At 65.8% G+C, this 17,840-nt stretch carries 13 protein-coding genes; 10 read left to right on the forward strand and 3 right to left on the reverse strand.

Annotated elements, in window-relative coordinates; genetic code table 11:
• Positions 1 to 30 precede the first annotated feature (30 nt).
• Positions 31 to 1,995, forward strand: a complete 1,965-nt coding sequence (locus GW587_RS31320) for a GDSL-type esterase/lipase family protein (RefSeq protein WP_229259455.1) — start codon at positions 31 to 33, stop codon at positions 1,993 to 1,995.
• On the opposite strand, the gene GW587_RS14770 is transcribed toward GW587_RS31320, so the two are convergent.
• The gene (locus tag GW587_RS14770) at positions 1,976 to 2,665 is read right to left on the reverse strand and encodes an LrgB family protein (protein ID WP_166104307.1); all 690 of its coding nucleotides are present in this window, start codon (positions 2,663 to 2,665) and stop codon (positions 1,976 to 1,978) included. The two genes, GW587_RS31320 and GW587_RS14770, sit on opposite strands and share 20 nt — an antisense overlap.
• Positions 2,662 to 3,060 (reverse strand): CidA/LrgA family protein, encoded by a 399-nt coding sequence (locus tag GW587_RS14775; RefSeq protein ID WP_207393497.1) that lies wholly within the window; start codon positions 3,058 to 3,060, stop codon positions 2,662 to 2,664. Before GW587_RS14775 ends, GW587_RS14770 begins: the two co-directional genes overlap by 4 nt.
• Positions 3,061 to 3,137: 77 nt before the next feature.
• On the opposite strand from GW587_RS14775, the gene GW587_RS14780 reads away from it, so the two are divergent.
• The 6 genes from GW587_RS14780 (at position 3,138) to GW587_RS14805 (ending at position 14,150) form a co-directional block, all read left to right on the forward strand.
• Positions 3,138 to 4,031, forward strand: a complete 894-nt coding sequence (locus GW587_RS14780) for a LysR substrate-binding domain-containing protein (RefSeq protein ID WP_166104309.1) — start codon at positions 3,138 to 3,140, stop codon at positions 4,029 to 4,031.
• A 234-nt stretch (positions 4,032 to 4,265) separates the two neighbouring features.
• Positions 4,266 to 5,621 (forward strand): sugar MFS transporter, encoded by a 1,356-nt coding sequence (locus tag GW587_RS14785; protein WP_166104312.1) that lies wholly within the window; start codon positions 4,266 to 4,268, stop codon positions 5,619 to 5,621.
• Between the two features lie 106 nt (positions 5,622 to 5,727).
• Positions 5,728 to 8,346: a TonB-dependent receptor gene (locus tag GW587_RS14790; RefSeq protein WP_229259456.1), complete on the forward strand. Its 2,619-nt coding sequence runs from the start codon at positions 5,728 to 5,730 to the stop codon at positions 8,344 to 8,346.
• A gap of 86 nt (positions 8,347 to 8,432) precedes the next feature.
• Positions 8,433 to 10,133, forward strand: a complete 1,701-nt coding sequence (locus GW587_RS14795; RefSeq protein ID WP_166104318.1) for a hypothetical protein — start codon at positions 8,433 to 8,435, stop codon at positions 10,131 to 10,133.
• A complete protein-coding gene (locus tag GW587_RS14800) occupies positions 10,120 to 11,382 on the forward strand; it encodes an ABC transporter substrate-binding protein (RefSeq protein ID WP_166104320.1) in 1,263 nt (420 codons plus the stop codon). The genes GW587_RS14795 and GW587_RS14800 overlap by 14 nt, the downstream gene beginning before the upstream one ends.
• Before the next feature lie 92 nt (positions 11,383 to 11,474).
• A complete protein-coding gene (locus tag GW587_RS14805) occupies positions 11,475 to 14,150 on the forward strand; it encodes a family 20 glycosylhydrolase (RefSeq protein ID WP_229259457.1) in 2,676 nt (891 codons plus the stop codon).
• A 14-nt stretch (positions 14,151 to 14,164) separates the two neighbouring features.
• On the opposite strand, the gene GW587_RS14810 is transcribed toward GW587_RS14805, so the two are convergent.
• Complete coding sequence (locus tag GW587_RS14810; protein ID WP_166104323.1) at positions 14,165 to 14,347, reverse strand: hypothetical protein; 183 nt, start codon at positions 14,345 to 14,347, stop codon at positions 14,165 to 14,167.
• Here GW587_RS14810 and GW587_RS14815 point away from each other — a divergent pair.
• From GW587_RS14815 to GW587_RS14825, 3 genes are read left to right on the forward strand one after another with little or no spacing between them, the layout of a single operon-like run.
• Positions 14,346 to 15,653, forward strand: coding sequence for an ABC transporter substrate-binding protein (locus tag GW587_RS14815; protein ID WP_166104325.1), 1,308 nt, complete (start codon positions 14,346 to 14,348; stop codon positions 15,651 to 15,653). The genes GW587_RS14810 and GW587_RS14815 overlap by 2 nt on opposite strands.
• Positions 15,625 to 16,332, forward strand: coding sequence for a response regulator (locus GW587_RS14820; protein ID WP_166104328.1), 708 nt, complete (start codon positions 15,625 to 15,627; stop codon positions 16,330 to 16,332). The genes GW587_RS14815 and GW587_RS14820 overlap by 29 nt, the downstream gene beginning before the upstream one ends.
• Positions 16,295 to 17,785: an ATP-binding protein gene (locus GW587_RS14825; protein ID WP_166104330.1), complete on the forward strand. Its 1,491-nt coding sequence runs from the start codon at positions 16,295 to 16,297 to the stop codon at positions 17,783 to 17,785. The genes GW587_RS14820 and GW587_RS14825 overlap by 38 nt, the downstream gene beginning before the upstream one ends.
• Positions 17,786 to 17,840: the final 55 nt, after the last annotated feature.

The following is a 17,840-nucleotide window of genomic DNA, read 5'->3' on the forward strand; positions in this document are numbered from 1 at the left end:
ATCTTTTCATTAAAACAAAATGAGCGAGACATGAGACAGATCACCCGATTCCTGGCCGCCGCCCTGATGCTGTGCCTGTGCGGCCTGGCCGGCGCCGCCGATTTCGTCAGCGTCAAGGACACCCATTTCCTCCGCAAGGAGCAGCCTTACTACATTGTCGGCGCCAATTTCTGGTACGGCGGCTACCTCGGCGCGGTGGCCGGCGTGGGCGAGCGCGCGCGGCTGGTCAAGGAACTGGATACCATGCACGCGCTGGGCATCAACAACCTGCGCGTGCTGGCGGTCTCCGAAAAGACCGACATGAAAAGCGCGGTGAGCCCGGCATCGACCACCGCGCCCGGCCGCTACGACGAAGATCTGCTGGTCGGCCTGGACTTCCTGATGGCGGAAGTGGCCAAGCGCGACATGACCGTGGTGCTCTACCTGAACAACTTCTGGCAATGGTCGGGCGGCATGACGCAGTACCTGAACTGGTTCGAAGGCACGCCGGCGCTGGATCCCAACGTGACCAAGGACTACGACACCTATATGCGCAAGACCGCGACCTTCTACCGCAACGCGGCGGCGCAGGCCGAGTACCGCAAGGTCATCGCCAGCATCGTCAAGCGCGTCAACACCATCACCGGCAAGCCGTACTCGGAGGACGCCAGCATCATGTCGTGGCAGCTGGCCAACGAGCCGCGCCCCGGCAACGGCAAGCCGAGCGCCGGCGAGAAGGCGGTCTACATCAAATGGATAGACGACACCGCCGGCTATATTCATAGCCTGGACAAGAACCACCTGGTCAGCAGCGGCAGCGAAGGCCTGGCCGGCTCCGCGCGCGATGAAAAGCTGTTCCTGGATTCGCACAAGACGCCGCGCATCGACTACCTGACCTACCACCTGTGGCCGAAGAACTGGGGCTGGTTCGACTCGAAAAATCCCGAAGGCAGCTGGAACGGCATGATGGACAAGAGCCGCGACTATCTGAATTCGCACATCGACCTGGCGAAACAGCTCAACAAGCCGATCGTGCTGGAGGAGTTCGGCCTGGACCGCGACGGCGCCTCGTTCGACATCAAGTCCACCACCAGGATCCGCGACCGCTTCTACCGCGAGGTATTCGAGATCGTCGCGACCCGCGCGCGCAAGGGCGATCCCATCGCCGGCTTCAATTTCTGGGCCTGGGGTGGCGCCGGCCGCGCCGCCAACGCCGATTACTGGTGGAAGCCGGGTAACGACTTCGTCGGCGATCCGCCGCAGGAGGAGCAGGGCTTGTACTCGGTGTTCGATTCCGACGTCAGCTCGCTGTTGCTGATCAAGGAGTACGCCGACCAGCTGCACGCCATCAGCGGTGGCGGCGTATGCGGTACCACGCCGGCGCCGCGCATCAAGGAGCACTCATGGATGTCGGTGGCGCGCTGGAATGAGCTGTACCAGGGCCAGGTCGCAGTCGCCGACGCGGGCAATGTCGACCTGCTGTTCGTCGGCGACTCGATCACCGAGGGCTGGAACAAGCCGATATGGGATAAATCGTTTGGCGCCTGGCGCCCGGCCAACCTGGCGATCGGCGGCGACCACACCGGCAACGTGTTGTGGCGCCTGCAAAACGGCCATGCCGCCAAGCTGCATCCGAAAGTGGTGGTGCTGCTGATCGGCGTGAACAACTTCTTCCATTGCAGCGCGACGCCGACCGAAACCTACGCCGGCGTGCAAGCAGTGGTGGCGCAGCTGCGCGGCATATATCCCGACGCCCGCATCCTGCTGAACGCCGTGCTGCCGTTCGAGAAGTCGGCGCATAATCCGCGCCGCGCGCAGGTGGTGGAACTGAACCGCATGATCGCCCGACTGGACGACGGCAAGCACGTGTTCTTCCACGACTACGGCGCGCGCTTCGTGCAGCCGGACGGCGACATCTCGCCGGAGGTGATGGCGGACTCGTTGCATCCAACCGCCAAGGGCTACCAGATCTGGTCCGATGCGATGCTGCCGGCGGTCAAAGAGCTGATGCAGTAATCAGATGGCCCAGTAGTGGCGCCAGCAGCACCATCAGGATGCCGCTGAAGATCATGGTCAGGCTGGCGACCGCGCCTTCCTGGCGGCCGACCTGGCGCGCCACGCTCAAGCCGAAGCCATGGGCCGCCGCGCCGAAGGGCGCGCCGCGCGCGATGCGCATGCGCAGCGGCAGCAGCGCCAGCAAAGTTTGCCCGAGCACGATGCCGAACAGGCCGGTGATGATGACGAACACGCCGGTCAGCTGCGCCGAGCCGCCGAGATGGCGCGTCGCCTCCAGCGCGAACGGCGTCGACACCGAACGCGCCAGCAGGCTTTGCGCCATGCTGCCGTGCAGTCCAAGCAGGCGGTCCAGCAGCAGCGTGCTGGCCACCGACGCGGCGATGCCGGCGCAGCTGCCCAGGCCCAGCGCCAGCCAATGGCGCTTGATCAGATCGCGGTACTGATAGATCGGCAGCGCGAACGCCACCGTCGCGGGGCCGAGCAGCCACGCCAGCCAGCGCGTGTCGCTAAAGTATTCGGGGAAGGGCGTGGCCGACAGTTCGACCACCGCGATCAGGATCGCCGAGGTGGTGATGCCGGGCGTCAGCCAGACGGAGCGCCAGCGCCGGTGCGCGGCCTGGTTGGCGTAGAACAGCCCGACCGTCAGCAGTAAGAACAGCAGGGGCATCATGCGGCACGCTCGCTGCGCAGCCGACGCAGGCGGCGGCCGCGCTCCAGCCGGCACACCCATTCCACGGTGAAGGCTGTGGCCAGCAGCACGCTGATGAAACCCAGCCCGATGGCGGCGAACAGGCGCAGGCCATCGCTTTTCAGCAGATCGGTGAACTGCACCACGGACACCACCAACGGAATAAAGAACAGCAGCATGTTGGACAGCAGCCAGTCCGCGCCCTGTTCGACGGCGGCCGGACGCAGCGCGCCGCTGAGCAGCAGCGCGACCATCACCAGCAGACCGACCACGCCGCCGGAGAAGGGCAGGTGCAGCCACGCCGCCGCGCGGTCGGCGGCGTACCAGGCGGCGATCAGCGCCAGGACTTGCGCCAGGATGGTGAGAATACGTTTCATCTTCCCATTCTAGGCGCCGGCGCAGAAAAGATAAAATGAATTAAAATTATGAAAATCATTCTGAATTGGAATAGAACGTGGACATCCGTTCCCTGCGCTATTTTGTCGCCGTGGTCGAGCAGCAGAGCTTCAGCCGCGCCGCCGAGCACCTGCACGTGACCCAGCCGACGGTCAGCAAGATGGTCCAGCAGCTGGAGCAGGAGCTGGGCCTGATGCTGCTGGAGCGCGTCGGCAAACGCTTCACGCTGACCGACGCCGGCAACGTGGTGCTGCAACGCGGCCGCGCGCTGCTGGCGATGCACGGAGACATGGGCGTCGAGCTGGAGGACTTGCAGCAGATGCGGCGCGGCGACCTGCGCCTGGGCGTGACGCAGCAGGCGCACCTGGTGTTGGCACCGTTGTTGGCGGCGTATCACCGGCGCTATCCGGACATCGAGCTCAAATTGTTCGAAGGCGGCTCGCAGTCGATCGAGCTCGATCTGCGCAGCGGCTCGCTGGAGCTGGGCACCATGCTCGATCACGCGGCCAACGCCGGCATCTGGCAGGAGTTCGACGCGCTGCCGCTGGTCTGCTCGCCGCTTTGCCTGCTGGCGCCCAAGGATTCCGAATGGCGCGGGCGCCGCTCGGTGGCGCTGCGCGAGCTGGCCGACAGCTCGTTCATCTTTTACGGCGAGGGCTTCGCGCTGAACGACATCGTCAAGGACGCCTGCCTGCGCGCCGGCTTCACGCCGCGCATCAGCGGACGCAGCGGGCAATGGGATTTCCTGGCCTCGCTGGTGCGACTGGGCGTCGGCATCGCCTTGCTGCCCAAGGTATTTTGCGACACGCTGCCCAAGGGCAGCTTCACCGTGGCGACGCTGGAGGAGCCGGCATTGGACTGGAAACTGATGCTGGCCTGGCGCCGTGGCGGTCACCTGTCCTTCGCCGCGCGCGCCTGGCTGGAGCTGGTGCGCGGCGCCACGTGTGGCTAGCGTGTCACAAAGCTGTAATTTCTCGCGTCGATTTGTAAAGTTTTGCAAGCGCAGTTTGCGGATTGCATGACGCAAGATGGACGCGAACGGCGCTTATGTAAAGAAATGTAAGCGCTGACCCGCCGCTCCGGCACTAATCTCAATAAAATCATGTACTTATGTTTTCCCCGCCGCTTGCTGGTCGTACACTCATGCCGCTGCTAGCATGACTCATCGACAACTTGGGGGACATACATGCAACAGCTCATCATCAACCAGCCGGAACAACGTGGCGGGGACTCGGTGCGCGAAGTGGTCGTCGGCATGCTGTTCGTGGGGCTGCTGTTTTTCATCCTTGGCTTCGTCACCTGGCTGAACGGATCGCTGGTGCCGTTCCTGAAGATCGTGTGCGGCCTGAGCAACTTCCAGGCGCTCTGGGTCACCTTCGCCTTCTACATCGCCTACACCTTGATGGCCTTGCCATCGGCCGCCGTGCTGAGCCGGATCGGCTACAAGAACGGCATGACGCTGGGCCTGGCCGTGATGGGCGCGGGCGCCTTGCTGTTCATCCCGGCGGCGCGCAGCACGCACTACGAACTGTTCCTGGCCGCGCTGTTCACGCTGGCCAGCGGCATGACGCTGATGCAGACCGCGATCAACCCCTACATCGTCTGCCTCGGCCCGCGCGAAAGCGCCGCCATGCGCATCAGCATCATGGGCGTGTTCAACAAGGGCGCCGGCGTGGTGGTGCCGCTGGTGTTCTCGTCGCTGATGCTGTCCGATATCGACCGCTTTTCCCACACGGCGCTGGCGACGCTGGAGCCGGCCGCGCGCGACGCGATGCGCGCCACGTTGTCGGAGCGGCTGGTGTTCCCCTACGCCTGCATGGCGGCGGTGCTGTTCGTGATCATGGTGTTCATCCACTTCTCCCGCCTGCGTGACATCCCGCCGGAAACGGACGGCGCCAACACCGGCGTCGAGCGCACCGGCGTGCTGCAATTCCCGCAACTGGTGCTGGGCGCGCTGGCGCTGTTCGCCTACGTCGGCGTCGAAGTGATCGCCGGCGACACCATCGGCCTGTATGGCCATGAACTGAACATCGCCAACTTCGGCGTGCTCACCTCCTACACGATGGTGTTCATGGTGATCGGCTACCTGATCGGCGTGGTCGCCATCCCGCGCTACCTGTCGCAGCAAAAGGCGCTGGTGCTTTCGGCGCTGCTGGGCATGGCCCTGACGGCCGGCGTGGCGCTCGGCTCCGGCGTCGACGGCGGCCTGTCGCAAGTGCTGCTGGGCTGGACCGGCGCACCGCCGGTGCCGGACACCGTGCTGTGCCTGGCGCTGCTCGGCCTGGCCAACGCCATGGTGTGGCCGGCGATCTGGCCGCTGGCCTTGCAGGGGCTGGGGCGCTACACCGCCAGCGGCGCGGCGCTGCTGGTGATGGCGATTTCCGGCGGCGCCGTGCTGCCGCTGTTGTACGGCCGTCTCTCCGACCTGGCCAGTCCGCAAGCCGGCTACTGGATGCTGCTGCCGTGCTACGCGCTGATCCTGTGGTACGCCGTGACCGGCCACAAGATCCGACATTGGCGCTCGTCGCCAGCATTACCGTAACAAGGACTCGTCCGCACTGCGGCCAACGCCGTGTGGTTCATCGTTTTTCACCAAAACCAGGAGTATTCAGATGTCCCGATCGAGCATAAAAAAAACAATCATCAGTATGGCCGTCGCCAGCGCTTGCGCCTGTGCCGCATGGCCGGCGCTGGCCCAACAGGACGGCGCCGCCGCCCCGGTCGGGAAGGATCAGATTCCCGAAGTGGTGGTGACGGCGACCCGTCATTCGACCTCGCTGCTGAAAACGCCGGTGTCGATGACCGCCGTGACGCAAGATGAGCTGACCCGCAAGGGCATCACCGACATTCGCGGCCTGAGCGGCGAAGTGCCCAATCTGCAGCTGGGCAGCGCCACCGACGGCAGCTCGGGTGTGAAAATCTCGATGCGCGGCGTCAGCAGCAACGACTTCACCGAGATCGGCAATCCGGCGGTGAGCCTGCACGTCGACGGCATCTACACGCCGCGTCCGCAGTCGGCGCTGGCGCTGCTGTTCGACCTGGAACAGGTGGAAGTGCTGCGCGGTCCACAGGGCACGCTGTTCGGGCGCAACGCCACCGGTGGCAGCATCAACATCATCCCGGCCAAGCCGCAGTTCGGCGTGAGCGAAGGCAACGGCACCTTCACGGTCGGCAATTACAACCTGCGCCAGGTGACCGCCGCGCAGAACATCCCGATCAGCGACACCTTCGCGATGCGCGCCACCATGATGGCCATCAAGCGCGACAGCTACCTGAACCAGCAGCAGGATTTCTACGCCGCCGACTTCCCGCAATTCGGCATCGTGCCGTCGCGTGACGCGGCCGGCAAGATCATTCCCGACGTCGACCAGCGCCACAACACCAAGGTCGGCGCCGACAAGGCCTACGGCAACAAGAACGAATGGGCGGCGCGCTTGCAGGCGCGCTGGAAGGCCAGCGAGCAGCTGGAGTGGCTGGGCGCCTACGAGCGCTACACCAACAAGGGCGCCGGCGACATCGCGCTGAAGGACTGCAAGATGGCAGCCGGCACCGCCTACGCCTGCCCCGGCGACCAGTGGGACGTGAAGATCAACACCCCCGGCGCGCTGGACTGGAGCATCGACAGCTGGCGCAGCCGCCTGACGTGGACGCCGTCCGTCAACACCACGGTGGAATACAACGCGTCCTACTCGGTGCAGAAGCGGCGCCAGATCCGCGACGGCGACGCCGGCTACCAGCCGCTCGCCGAAGACATCAACATCTACGGCGGTGTGCTGAACGACACCGCCACCTTCACCAACTCGTCCAAGTTCAAGACCACGGTGCAGGAGCTGCAAGTACGCGGCGAATTGGGCGCGCTGCGCTACGTCTCCGGCCTGTTCTGGATGCACGAGAAGAACGCGATCGAATTCGGCGAGGACGACACCTCGTCGATGGTGCAGGTGCCCGGCCAGCCGTACAACTACCTGTATAGCCAGACCGACCGCCAGTCCGATTCCAAGGCGGTGTTCGGCCAGGTCGACTGGGCCTTCGCCCCGAAATGGAATGTCACCGTCGGCGGCCGCATGACGCGCGACGTGCGCGAGGACAAGGACGGCAAGTTCTACGACTCCGGCACCGTCAGCGATCCGTACTCCTACTTCAACGGCCAGTACACGCCGGTGCCGGGCAAGTACTTCAACAGCTCCGACCTGAAGCCGGGCATGGGCAGCTACTACGGCATCGCCGGCCTGAATCCGGCCATCATCCCCGACATCAGCAGCAACAAGGATTCGTGGAACAAGTTCACCTGGCGCCTCGGCATGAGCTACCAGCCGACGCCGCGCGACTTCCTGTTCACTTCCCTGTCCACCGGCTACAAGGCGGGCGGCTTCAGCGACAAGCAGAACATCTGCGCGCGCGGCCTGGGCGGCAATTGCGCCGACATGACGCCGGGCCCGCACTATACCTTCCTGCCGTGGAAGCCTGAAACACTGACCAACTTCGAGATCGGCTACAAGGGCCGCATGCTGGACAACCGCTTGACCGTGTCGGCCACCGCCTTCCACAGCCGCTATAAGGACATGCAGATGACCGGCGCGGTACAGATGGGTAAGATCATTCCGGCCATCCCATGCACCGCCGCCACGCCGGCCTGCGACGCGGTCGTTTTGTACGGCACCACCAACGCAGCCGAGGCCAAGATTTCCGGCCTCGAACTGGAAGGCAAATACAAGCCATGGTCCGGCGCGGAGATCAACTTCTCGGCCTCGCACCTGCGGGCGACGGTGAGTTCGTATCCGACCTACGTGCAGACCTGGCGTGACGTTCCTTGCGGCCCGTTCCGCGCCACCTACGGCGTGCCGGCCTGCGTGCGTTACGCCGGCACCGATCCCGCGCTGATCGGCAAGTTCCCGGCCGACGTGGTGGGCAACCGCCTGCCGAACGCGCCGGACAACAGCGCGCGCATCGAGGCCTCGCAGGAATTCGCGCTGCCGAATGCGTATGTGCTGACGCCGCGTGTGTCGGCACGCTGGCAGGACAAGATGTACTTCAGCATCCAGAACCTGGACAACCCGCACGTCGGCAATATGCAGAACGCCTATGCCACCTATGACGCTTCGCTGCGCCTGACCGCGCCGAGCGGCAAATGGCACGCCGAGCTGTACGTCAACAACCTGAGCGATGTCTTCGCCAAGAACAATGCGCGCATTGTCGATCCCGGCTACGTCATCGCCCAGTACAACGATCCGCGCATGTTCGGCCTGCGGGTCGGCGCGGAATGGTAATGGTCTGACCCTGCGACACCCGGCCGCCGCTGGCGGCCGGGCAATTCAATCTGACGGAGACGGCGATGCGTGGTGTGAAAAAAAATATGGCTGGATTGTGGACGGCGGTGGTGTGCGCCTCGGGCGCGGTATTGTTGGCGGGCTGCGGCGACAACACCGCCGATACGGCGCAGAGCCAGCAAGCGGCTACCCGCATGGGTGGCGCGCTGACGGCGGCGGTGGCGCAGCGCTCGCCGTGGCCGGTGTGGTCCGGGCTGGATTTTCCTTACAACGAACCGCCGCTGGCGGCCGCGCCGGCGGTCACCTTCGGCATCTCGCAGCTGACCCAATCGGCCACGCAGACCGTGTTCAGCGGCACGCATACGCTGCCGTCGGCCAATGTGCAGAACTACCGCATCGGCGTGTTCCTGCATAACGACGTGTTCTACTACCAGGCCGACGCGGTGGTCAGCATCGCCGCCGGCGGCAGCTTCACCGTCACCTTACCGCGCTCCGTGGGCGCCGCCGACCGCGCGGTGCTGATCCTGTATCCAAGCACCTACAACCCGATGTCGGCGGAGAACTGCAACGCGGCCGCCGGCACATGCAGCGGCCGCATCACCACCACCACCAAGCTGTCGCTGCCGAGCGATCCATCGGTGCTGACGGCCTACACGGCGGCTTACTTCCCGGCCGCGACCACCTCCGCCAATCCGCAGATCGCCGGCCTGCAAAGCCTGATGAACACGCCGCTGATCCAGGGCGGCCCGTATGGCGACGGCCGTTTGATCCGCAGCTTCCGCGACATGGACTCGGCCTTCCTGTACGACCAGGCGCTGGCGGTGATCGCCTTCAGCCAGGCCGGCGACCAGGCGCACGCCGACTTGATCCTCAACGCCATGGCCAAGTTGCAGGGCGCGTCCGGCGCGTGGGTGTTCTCCTACCTGACCGACGGCGAGGACGCCAACGCCGGCGTCGACATGCGCATCGCCGGCTCGAACGCCTGGTTCGGCATGGCGCTCAACGCGTATCAGAAGGCTTTCGCCAGCGTCAAATACCTGGCCATGTCGACCAGGCTGCACAACTATATGCTGGGCGAGCTGATTCCGATCACCGTCAACAACACCAGCCAGAAGGGCTTGCGCTTCGCGCCGACCAACTATGCGCCGGGCCGCGCCGGCATCTACGCGCTGGAGCACCAGCTTGACGCCTACGCCAGCATGCACCAGTACTACGCGCTCAACGGCGGCAGCCAGTATCTGACCGCCGCCAACGCGCTGCGCAGCATGTCGGAGAGCCTGTGGAACGGCAGCCGCTTCCTCGCCGGTTACGACGCCAACACGCAGAGCCTCAACACCAGCGAGCGCTATCTCGACAATTACTCGTGGTCGGTGCTCGCCTTGGGCAACACGGGTAGCGCGGGCCAGAAGTTTTCGGCGTCGCTGGCGTCGGTGTGCGATTACTTCAACGTCGCGGGCAAGCTTGACTACCCGTCGCGCAAGGTGAGCGGCGTGGTCGGCTTCTACGACGTCATTTACGACAATGTGCCGTCGTCGGCGCCGTTCGTGTGGAGCGAGGGCAGTCTGGGCGCGGTGATGGCGATGCGGCAGCGCGGCGGCACCTTGACCTGCTCCGGCAACGCCGCCGGCGACATCCTGGAATCGATGAACTACATGGTGGATAAACTGCACAACATGCCGTACGCGACCCAGAACGGCAATGCCGACTTCACCAGTTCGGGCAGCGTGGCCGGCACCGCTTGGCTGTATTACGCGAACCAGAACAAGAATCCGTATGCGCATTTCTGACATGCCGAAGCTGCTGCGATGCCTGCTGCCGATATTGGCGCTGGGCGCGGCGTCGGCGGCGCACTCCGGAACGCTGGTGATCGAAAGCTGGCGCGTGGACGACAAGGCGTTGTGGGAAAAGGTCTTGATCCCGGCGTTCGAACGCAATCATCCGGGCATCGAAGTCAGGTTCGCGCCGACCGAGCCAACCAGCTACGACGCCAGCCTGGCCGCGCGTCTGGCCGCCGGCAACGCGGGCGATCTGATCGCCTGCCGGCCGTTCGACGCGTCGCTGTCCTTGTACCGCAAGGGTTATCTCGACAAGCTTAATGGCAAGGCGGGCATGCAAAACTTCGCGCCGTCGGCCTTGCTGGCGTGGCAGACCGACGATGGCAAGGAGACCTTTTGCATGCCGGTGGCGTCGGTGATCCACGGTTTTTTGTACAACAAGAAGATCTTCAAGAAGCTGGACTTGCAGCCGCCCAGGACGGTGGAGGATTTTTTCTCGGTGCTGGAGGTGTTGAAGAAATCCGGCATCACGCCGCTGGCCCTGGGCACGGCGGAGCTCTGGGAGGCTAGCCAGATCGTGTACACCAACATCGGGCCGAATTTCTGGCGCGGCGAGGAGGGCAGGCAGGCGCTCATCGCCGGCAAGGCCAAGCTCACCGACGCGCCGTTCGTCGAGGCTTTGCAGTTCGAGTCGCGCATGGGCGGCTATCTGGGCAAGGGCGCCGCCACGCAGAGTTACGCGGACAGCCGGGCGCAGTTCGCCGCCGGGCGCGCGGCGATCTATCCGGCCGGTTCGTGGGATGTGGCGTATTTCAGCCAGGCGGCCGGGCTGGAGCTGGGGGCGTTCGCGCCGCCGGTGCGCAAGCATGGCGATGCGTGCTTCATCTCGGATCATATGGATCTTGGCATCGGCGTTTCCAGGAAGTCGAAGAACAAGGAGGATGCGTACAAGTTCCTGGCTTGGGTTGGTTCGCAGGAGTTCGCGGATATCTATACCGACCGGTTGACCGGGTTTTTCACGCTGTCCAACCATTTGATCGCGGTGCGGGATCCGGTGGCGAAGCAGATGGCGGAATGGCGCAACAGCTGTGCGTCGACCATACGGCTTAGCGCGCAGGTGCTCGATCGTGGTCAGCCCAGCATGGAGAGCGAGCTTTGGAATATCAATGCACAGGTATTGAATGGCAGTCTGGCGCCGAACGAGGCCGCCGCCAGATTGCAAAATGGTTTTGCGAAGTGGTACAAGCCACAGCAAAAGTAGTGTCACACTATCCCTCCCAACGTTTGGTGTGAATCTTTGGGCCGGTGCCGGGCGCGGCGCCGGTCATTTTTTGGCTGGATTTGGAGAGACTCTTGCGACATATAAAAACGATCGGCGCTTGCGCCTTGGTACCGCTGCTGCTGATGGCGGGCGCGGGCGCGCTGCAAGCGGCGATGCCGCAACAACAGGCGGTGCCTGCGGCAGTCAGCGGTTTCGCCAGCGGCGGCAAGCTGCGGCTGCGCTGGGAGCTGCAGCGTAATCTGTTCACCGCACAGACGCCGAACGGTCGCGCGCAAACGCGCCTGATCCTCAGCAACGGCGATAACCGTCCGTTGCCGGCGCAAGGCTGGGCGCTGTACTTCAACTGCATGGACGGCGTGGAATCCGGCGCCTTGCCAAGCAAACTCGTTATGGAGCAGGTGGCGGGCAGCCTGTTCCGCCTGCGTCCGGGCCCGGACTTCGCCGGACTGGCGCCGGGGCAGACGCTGGACATCGAATACTTCCATCCGGAGCAGATCATCAAGATGGCCAAGGCGCCGGTCGGACCGTATCTGGTGTATGACGCCGCGCCGGAGTTGGGCATGGCGATCAGCGACTTCGAATGGCTGCCGGTGACGCGTCCCGAGCAGCTGGACAAGGGCCACAGCGGCGCCAAGCCGGTGACCACGGTCGAAGACACCTATCGCCGCAACACCCGCGCCGACCTGCTGCCCGCCGCCGCCATCCCGCCAGTGCTGCCGACGCCGCTGCAATTCCAGCCCGGCGCCGGCCGCCTGCCGCTGCGCGCGCAACCGACCATCAGCGCCCCAGCCACGCTGCGCACCGAAGCGGCGCTGGCCCGTTCGCTGTTCGCGACCGGCCTGCCTGCCACACCGCCGGCCACCGCGCCCGCTGATCGCGCCACCGCGCCATCGGCCACCGCGTCCAGTCGCGCCCCCGCGCCACCGTCCACCGCGCCGGCCGCGCTGCCCGCTGCGGCGCCTGCGCTGCGCCTCAGCCTCAGCCTCGGCAAGATCGACGGCCAGGCTTCGCTGGAAGCCTACCGCCTGACCATCGCCGCCGACAGCGGCATCGCCATCGTCGGCAACAGCGCCGCCGGCGTCGCCTACGGCCTGCAAACCTTGCGCGACCTGATGCCCCTGCCCGGCGCCGCCGACCAGTCGCTGCCCGAACTGACCATCACCGACGCCCCACGCTTCGGCTACCGCGGCTTCCAGCTTGACGTCGCGCGCAACTTCCAGACCAAGCAAACGGTATTCAAATGGCTGGACCTGATGGCCCGCTACAAACTGAACAAATTCCACTTCCACCTGACCGAAGACGAAGGCTGGCGCCTGGAAATCGCCGGCCTGCCCGAGCTGACCGCTATCGGCGCGGTGCGCGGCCACAGCGCCAAGCCCGGCGTGCGCCTGCAACCAGCCTACGGCTCCGGCCCCGACGCCGCCGACCCGCACGGCAGCGGCTACTACACCCGCGCCGACTACATCGAGATCCTGCGCTACGCCGCCGCCCGCCACATCGAAGTCATCCCCGAAATCGAAATGCCCGGCCACGCGCGCGCCGCCGTGCAAGCGATGGAAGCCCGCTACCACCGCCTGAAGGCCAGCAACGCCAAGGACGCGGCCAAATACCTGCTCAACGACTTCGCCGACCGCTCGGTCTACAAATCGCCGCAGCTGTACAACGACCACGTACTCAACCCGGGCCTGGAGTCCAGCTTCACCTTCATCGAACACGTGGTGAAGCAAGTGGTGGCGCTGCACCGCGAAGCCGGCGTGCCGCTGCACACCATCTACATGGGCGGCGACGAACTGCCGAACGGCGCCTGGGAAAAATCCCCCGCCAGCCTGGCGACCATGCAACAGCACAAGCTGGAAACCAGCGCCGACCTGTGGGACTACTTCTACGACCGCGTCGACAACATCCTGCGCAAGCACGGCCTGTTCACCTCCGGCTGGGAAGAGATCGCGTCGCGCAAGACCACGCTGCACGGCCGCCACAAGCTGATCCCGAATCCACGCTTCACGCAGCGCGGCTTCAGCGCCTACGTCTGGAACAACACCGAAGGCGCCGAAGACCTGGCCTACCGCCTCGCCAACGCCGGCTACGACATCGTGCTGGCGCCGGTGACCAAGATGTATATGGACATGTCCTACAACCCGAACCCGGAGGAGCCGGGCGTCAACTGGGGCGACTACATCGAGCTTGACACTGTCTACGACTTCATCCCGTTCGACTACCTGAAAAACGCCAGCGACGCGCAGCGCCTCGGCAAGGACGGCCTGACCGACTACGGCAAGCGTCGCGTGCGCGGCCTCGAAGCGACGCTGTTCACCGAAACGGTGCGCGACCCGTCCCGCATCGACTACCTGGTGATGCCGCGCCTGCTGGCGGTGGCGGAACGCGGCTGGGCGCCGGACCCGGCCTGGGCCACCGAGCCCGATCCAGCCAAGGCCGAAACGCTGCACCGCACCGCCTGGAGCGGCTTCGTCAACGCGCTGGGCCAACGGGTGCTGCCGCGTCTCGACCTGGAGCACAGCGGCGTGGCCTACCGCATCGCGCCGCCGGGCCTGATGCTGGACGGCGACCGGGTGCTGGTCAATCACGTCCTGCCCGGCATCGCGCTGCGCTACACCACAGACGGCAGCGCGCCGAGCGCCGCCAGCCCGCTGGTGACGGGGCCCATCCGCGAGCGCGGCGTAATCCAGGTCGCTGCCTTCGACCGCAACGGCAGGTCCGGGCTGGTCGCGCGCATCGAGCACCGCTAGCATTGCCGCCGGCCTCACCGCCGGCGCGGCCCGCCGATACGTATCCGGCGGCGGGCTTCTTCGCTATAATCAATTTTTTCTGCGGGATATTGAGTGATAGCGTCGATAGAAAAAGCAGCCTGGTCTTGCTTCGATTGGTTACGCTTTCGTTCGCGCTTCCGCACTTCGCCATCGCGCCGGCACTGGGTGTTCGGCATGCTGGCGGCTTGCGCCTGCCATGGCGGCGTACTCGCCGCCGCGCAGCTGGCCGCCGCCGCAGCGACCACTCCGCCCAGCCCCACCACCAGCCTGCAAGTGCTGCACTGGTGGACCTCGGCCAGCGAACGCAAGGCCGCCGACCTGCTGGCGGCGCGGCTCGCCGACGAACGCATCGACTGGCAGGACGTAGCCATCCCCGGCGGCGCGGGCCTCGGCGCCGGCAAGGTGCTGAAGGGCAGGGTGCTGGCCGGCGACGCGCCCGAAGTCACGCAGATCATCGGCGTCTCGATCGCCGAATGGGCCGACATGGGCCTGCTGCTGGAACTCGACAACGTCGCCACCGCCGGCAACTGGAACAACTTCCTGTTCCCCACCATCCGCCAACTGATCCAGCACCGCAAGCACGTGGTGGCGGCGCCGCTGGGCATCCATCGCGTCAACACGCTGTACTACAACCGCGCGCTGTTCGCGCAGCTCAAGCTGACGCCGCCGCAAACCTGGAGCGAGTTCGAAGCGGCGGCGCAGCGCTTGCGCGCGGCCGGCGTGCAGCCGCTGGCGCAAAGCAGCCAGGATTGGCAGGTGGCGGCGCTGTTTGAAAACCTGGTGCTGGCCGAGAGCGGGCCGGAATTCTATCGTGAGCTGTTCGTGCGCCGCAGTCCGGCGGCCGCCGCCGACCGCCGCACCGCCGAAGCGCTGCGCCGCCTGCGCACCATCAAGGGTTGGATCCGCCAGCCCGACGAGCGGCCGTGGACCGACGTCGTCGGCCAGTTCGCGCGCCAGCAGGCCGGTATGATGATCATGGGCGACTGGGCCAAGTCCGAGCTGGCCGAACACAATCAGACGCTGGACCAGGACTACGGCTGCGGCGCCGCGCCCGGCACCGGCAACTACCACCTGTACAGCGTCGACACGCTGGCCATGTTCACCGGCGACTACCGCCACATGCCGGCGCAGGAAAAGATGGCGCGGCTGCTGATGACGCCATCGGTGCAGGCCGACTTCAACGCGCTCAAGGGCGGCGTGCCGGTGCGGCGCGACGCCGATCCGGCACGTATGGACAGCTGCGCGCGCGCCTCGTGGACCACCTTCGCCAAGGGCGCGGCGGTGCAGGCGCCCAGCCTGGTGCACCGCATGGCCAGCGACGAGACCAGCCGCGACGCCATCATCGCCGAAGTGCACCGCTATTTCATGGACGACCGGGTGCCGGAGGCCGAGGCCCAACGCCGCCTCGGCGCCTTATTCAGACTGTTCAACCTCAGAAGCCAAGGAGTGCCAGGTGCGCAAGATATTGATCGTGGACGATGACCAGAAGACCCGCGAGCTGCTCAAGACCTATCTGGAGAAAAACCAGTACGAAGTGCTGCTGTCGCATAACGGCGAGAGCTTCCTGGCCGAATTGCACGCGCACGCCGACCAGCTGTCGCTGGTGATCCTGGACGTGATGCTGCCCGACACCGACGGCTTCGTGCTGTGCAAGCAGGTACGGCAGCGTTCCAACGTGCCGATCATCATGCTGACCGCCAGCTCCGACGAGACCGACCGCATCGTCGGCCTGGAACTGGGCGCCGACGACTACATCGCCAAGCCCTACAGCCCGCGCGAGCTGCTGGCGCGCATCAAGGCCATCCTGCGCCGCACCGCGCTGGAGACGCCGTCGGCGCGCTACCATCGCTTCGTCGGCTTCACGCTGGACCTGATGGAACGCAAGGTGACCGACGTCGACGGCAACCTGGTGGCGCTGACCGGACTGGATTTCCAGCTGCTCAAATATTTCACCGAACATCCCGGCGTGATCCTCGACCGCGGCCTGCTGTGCGAGGAAACGCGGGGCCGCGACGCCGGCCCGCTGGACCGTTCGCTGGACGTGCAGATCAGCCGCCTGCGCCTGCGCCTGAACGACGACGGCAAGCAGCCGGCGCTGATCAAGACCGTGCGCGGCGCCGGCTATGTGTTTTCCGCCGACGTCAGCGTGTCCAGTGTCTAAGCTTGCCGTCCGGCTGGGGCGCCTGTGGCCGGCCTCGCTGCTGGGCCGCCTGACGCTGGTGATGGTGGCCGGCGTGCTGGTGACCCAGCTGGCCGCCAGCGCCATCTGGGCCAGCCAGCTGCGCGCCAAGTCGCAGGTGGAGGCGCAGTCGGCGGCGCAATACGTGGCGCACAGCGCGTCCGGCGCGATCCGCTTCTTCCGCAGCCTGCCGCCGGCCTATCGGCTGCTGATCATCCAGCAGTTGCGGGAGATGGGCGGCACCCGCTTCTTCGTTAACCTGAACCACGCCTATCTGCCGATCGAGCAGATCGCCCCGCATCCGCTGGCCGACAGCATCATCGCCACCGTGGGCGAGACCTTGAAGAGCGACCTGCCGCATTCGCCCGGCTTCAAGCTGGCGTTCGCCTGGCCGGACCGGCTGGTGGTGGCGGAGCACGACGTGCGCCTGAACGACCTGCCGGACGCCTGGGTGCAGCACGTGTTGCTGCTGCGGCCCAACCCGGCGCCGATCCTGGTGATCCAGACCGAGATCGAGCCGGGCAACTGGCTATACATGGCGGCGCTGATGCCGAACCCATATTTTTTGAACGGCAACGATCCTTTCGCCTGGGACCGCCTGATGCCGCAAGTCCTGTCGCTGGGCGTGGTGCTGTTGCTGTGCCTGCTGGTGGTGCGCTCGATCACGCGGCCGTTGGCGGCGCTGTCGGACGCCGCCGCCGCTTTCGGCCAGGGCCAGGACGAGGAGGCGCGGCCGCTGCCGGAGACCGGCAGCCGCGAATTCATCAACACCGCCCGCGCCTTCAGCGCCATGCGCGAACGCATCCAGCGCTATATCGAGGACCGCGAGCGGCTGTTCATCTCGATCTCGCACGACCTGCGCACCCCGATCACCCGCCTCAAGCTGCGCTCCGAGCTGCTGGACGACGAGGCGCTGCGCAACGAGTTCGAAGAGGATCTCGACGAGCTGGACATGATGGTCAAGGGCGCGCTGCAATGCGTCAAGGACAGCGACATCCACGAAAATCCGGCCGAGATCAAGCTCGACGCGGTGCTGGGACGCATGGTGCGCAGCGCCCAGCTGGCCGGGCATGCGGTGGGTTACAGCCCGTCCGGCGTCAGCGTGCGCGGCAAGCCGCTGGCGCTCAAGCGCGCGCTCGGCAACCTGCTCGACAACGCGCTGTTCTACGGCGCCCGCGCCGAGATCAGCGTCAGCGAGGAGCCGGGGACGGTGGTGGTCTGCGTGCGCGACCATGGCCCCGGCGTGCCGGAGGACGCCCTGGCCAGCCTGTTCGACCCGTATGTGCGGCTGGCCCACGGCCGCGAGCAGAACGACGGCGGCATGGGCCTCGGCCTGGGCATCGCGCGCAGCGTGATCGACGCGCACGGCGGCCAGCTGCTGCTGGTCAACCATCCCGAAGGCGGCCTGAACGCCATCGTCCGGCTGCCGGCTTGAGCATCGGAATTTGTCGTCCAGTCGGCGTTTTGTGCAGTTCGTCGCATTTTGCGCC

Origin of the sequence: Duganella aceris (assembly GCF_011090165.1) — a bacterium.
GTDB classification, from domain to species: Bacteria; Pseudomonadota; Gammaproteobacteria; order Burkholderiales; family Burkholderiaceae_D; genus Rugamonas; species Rugamonas aceris.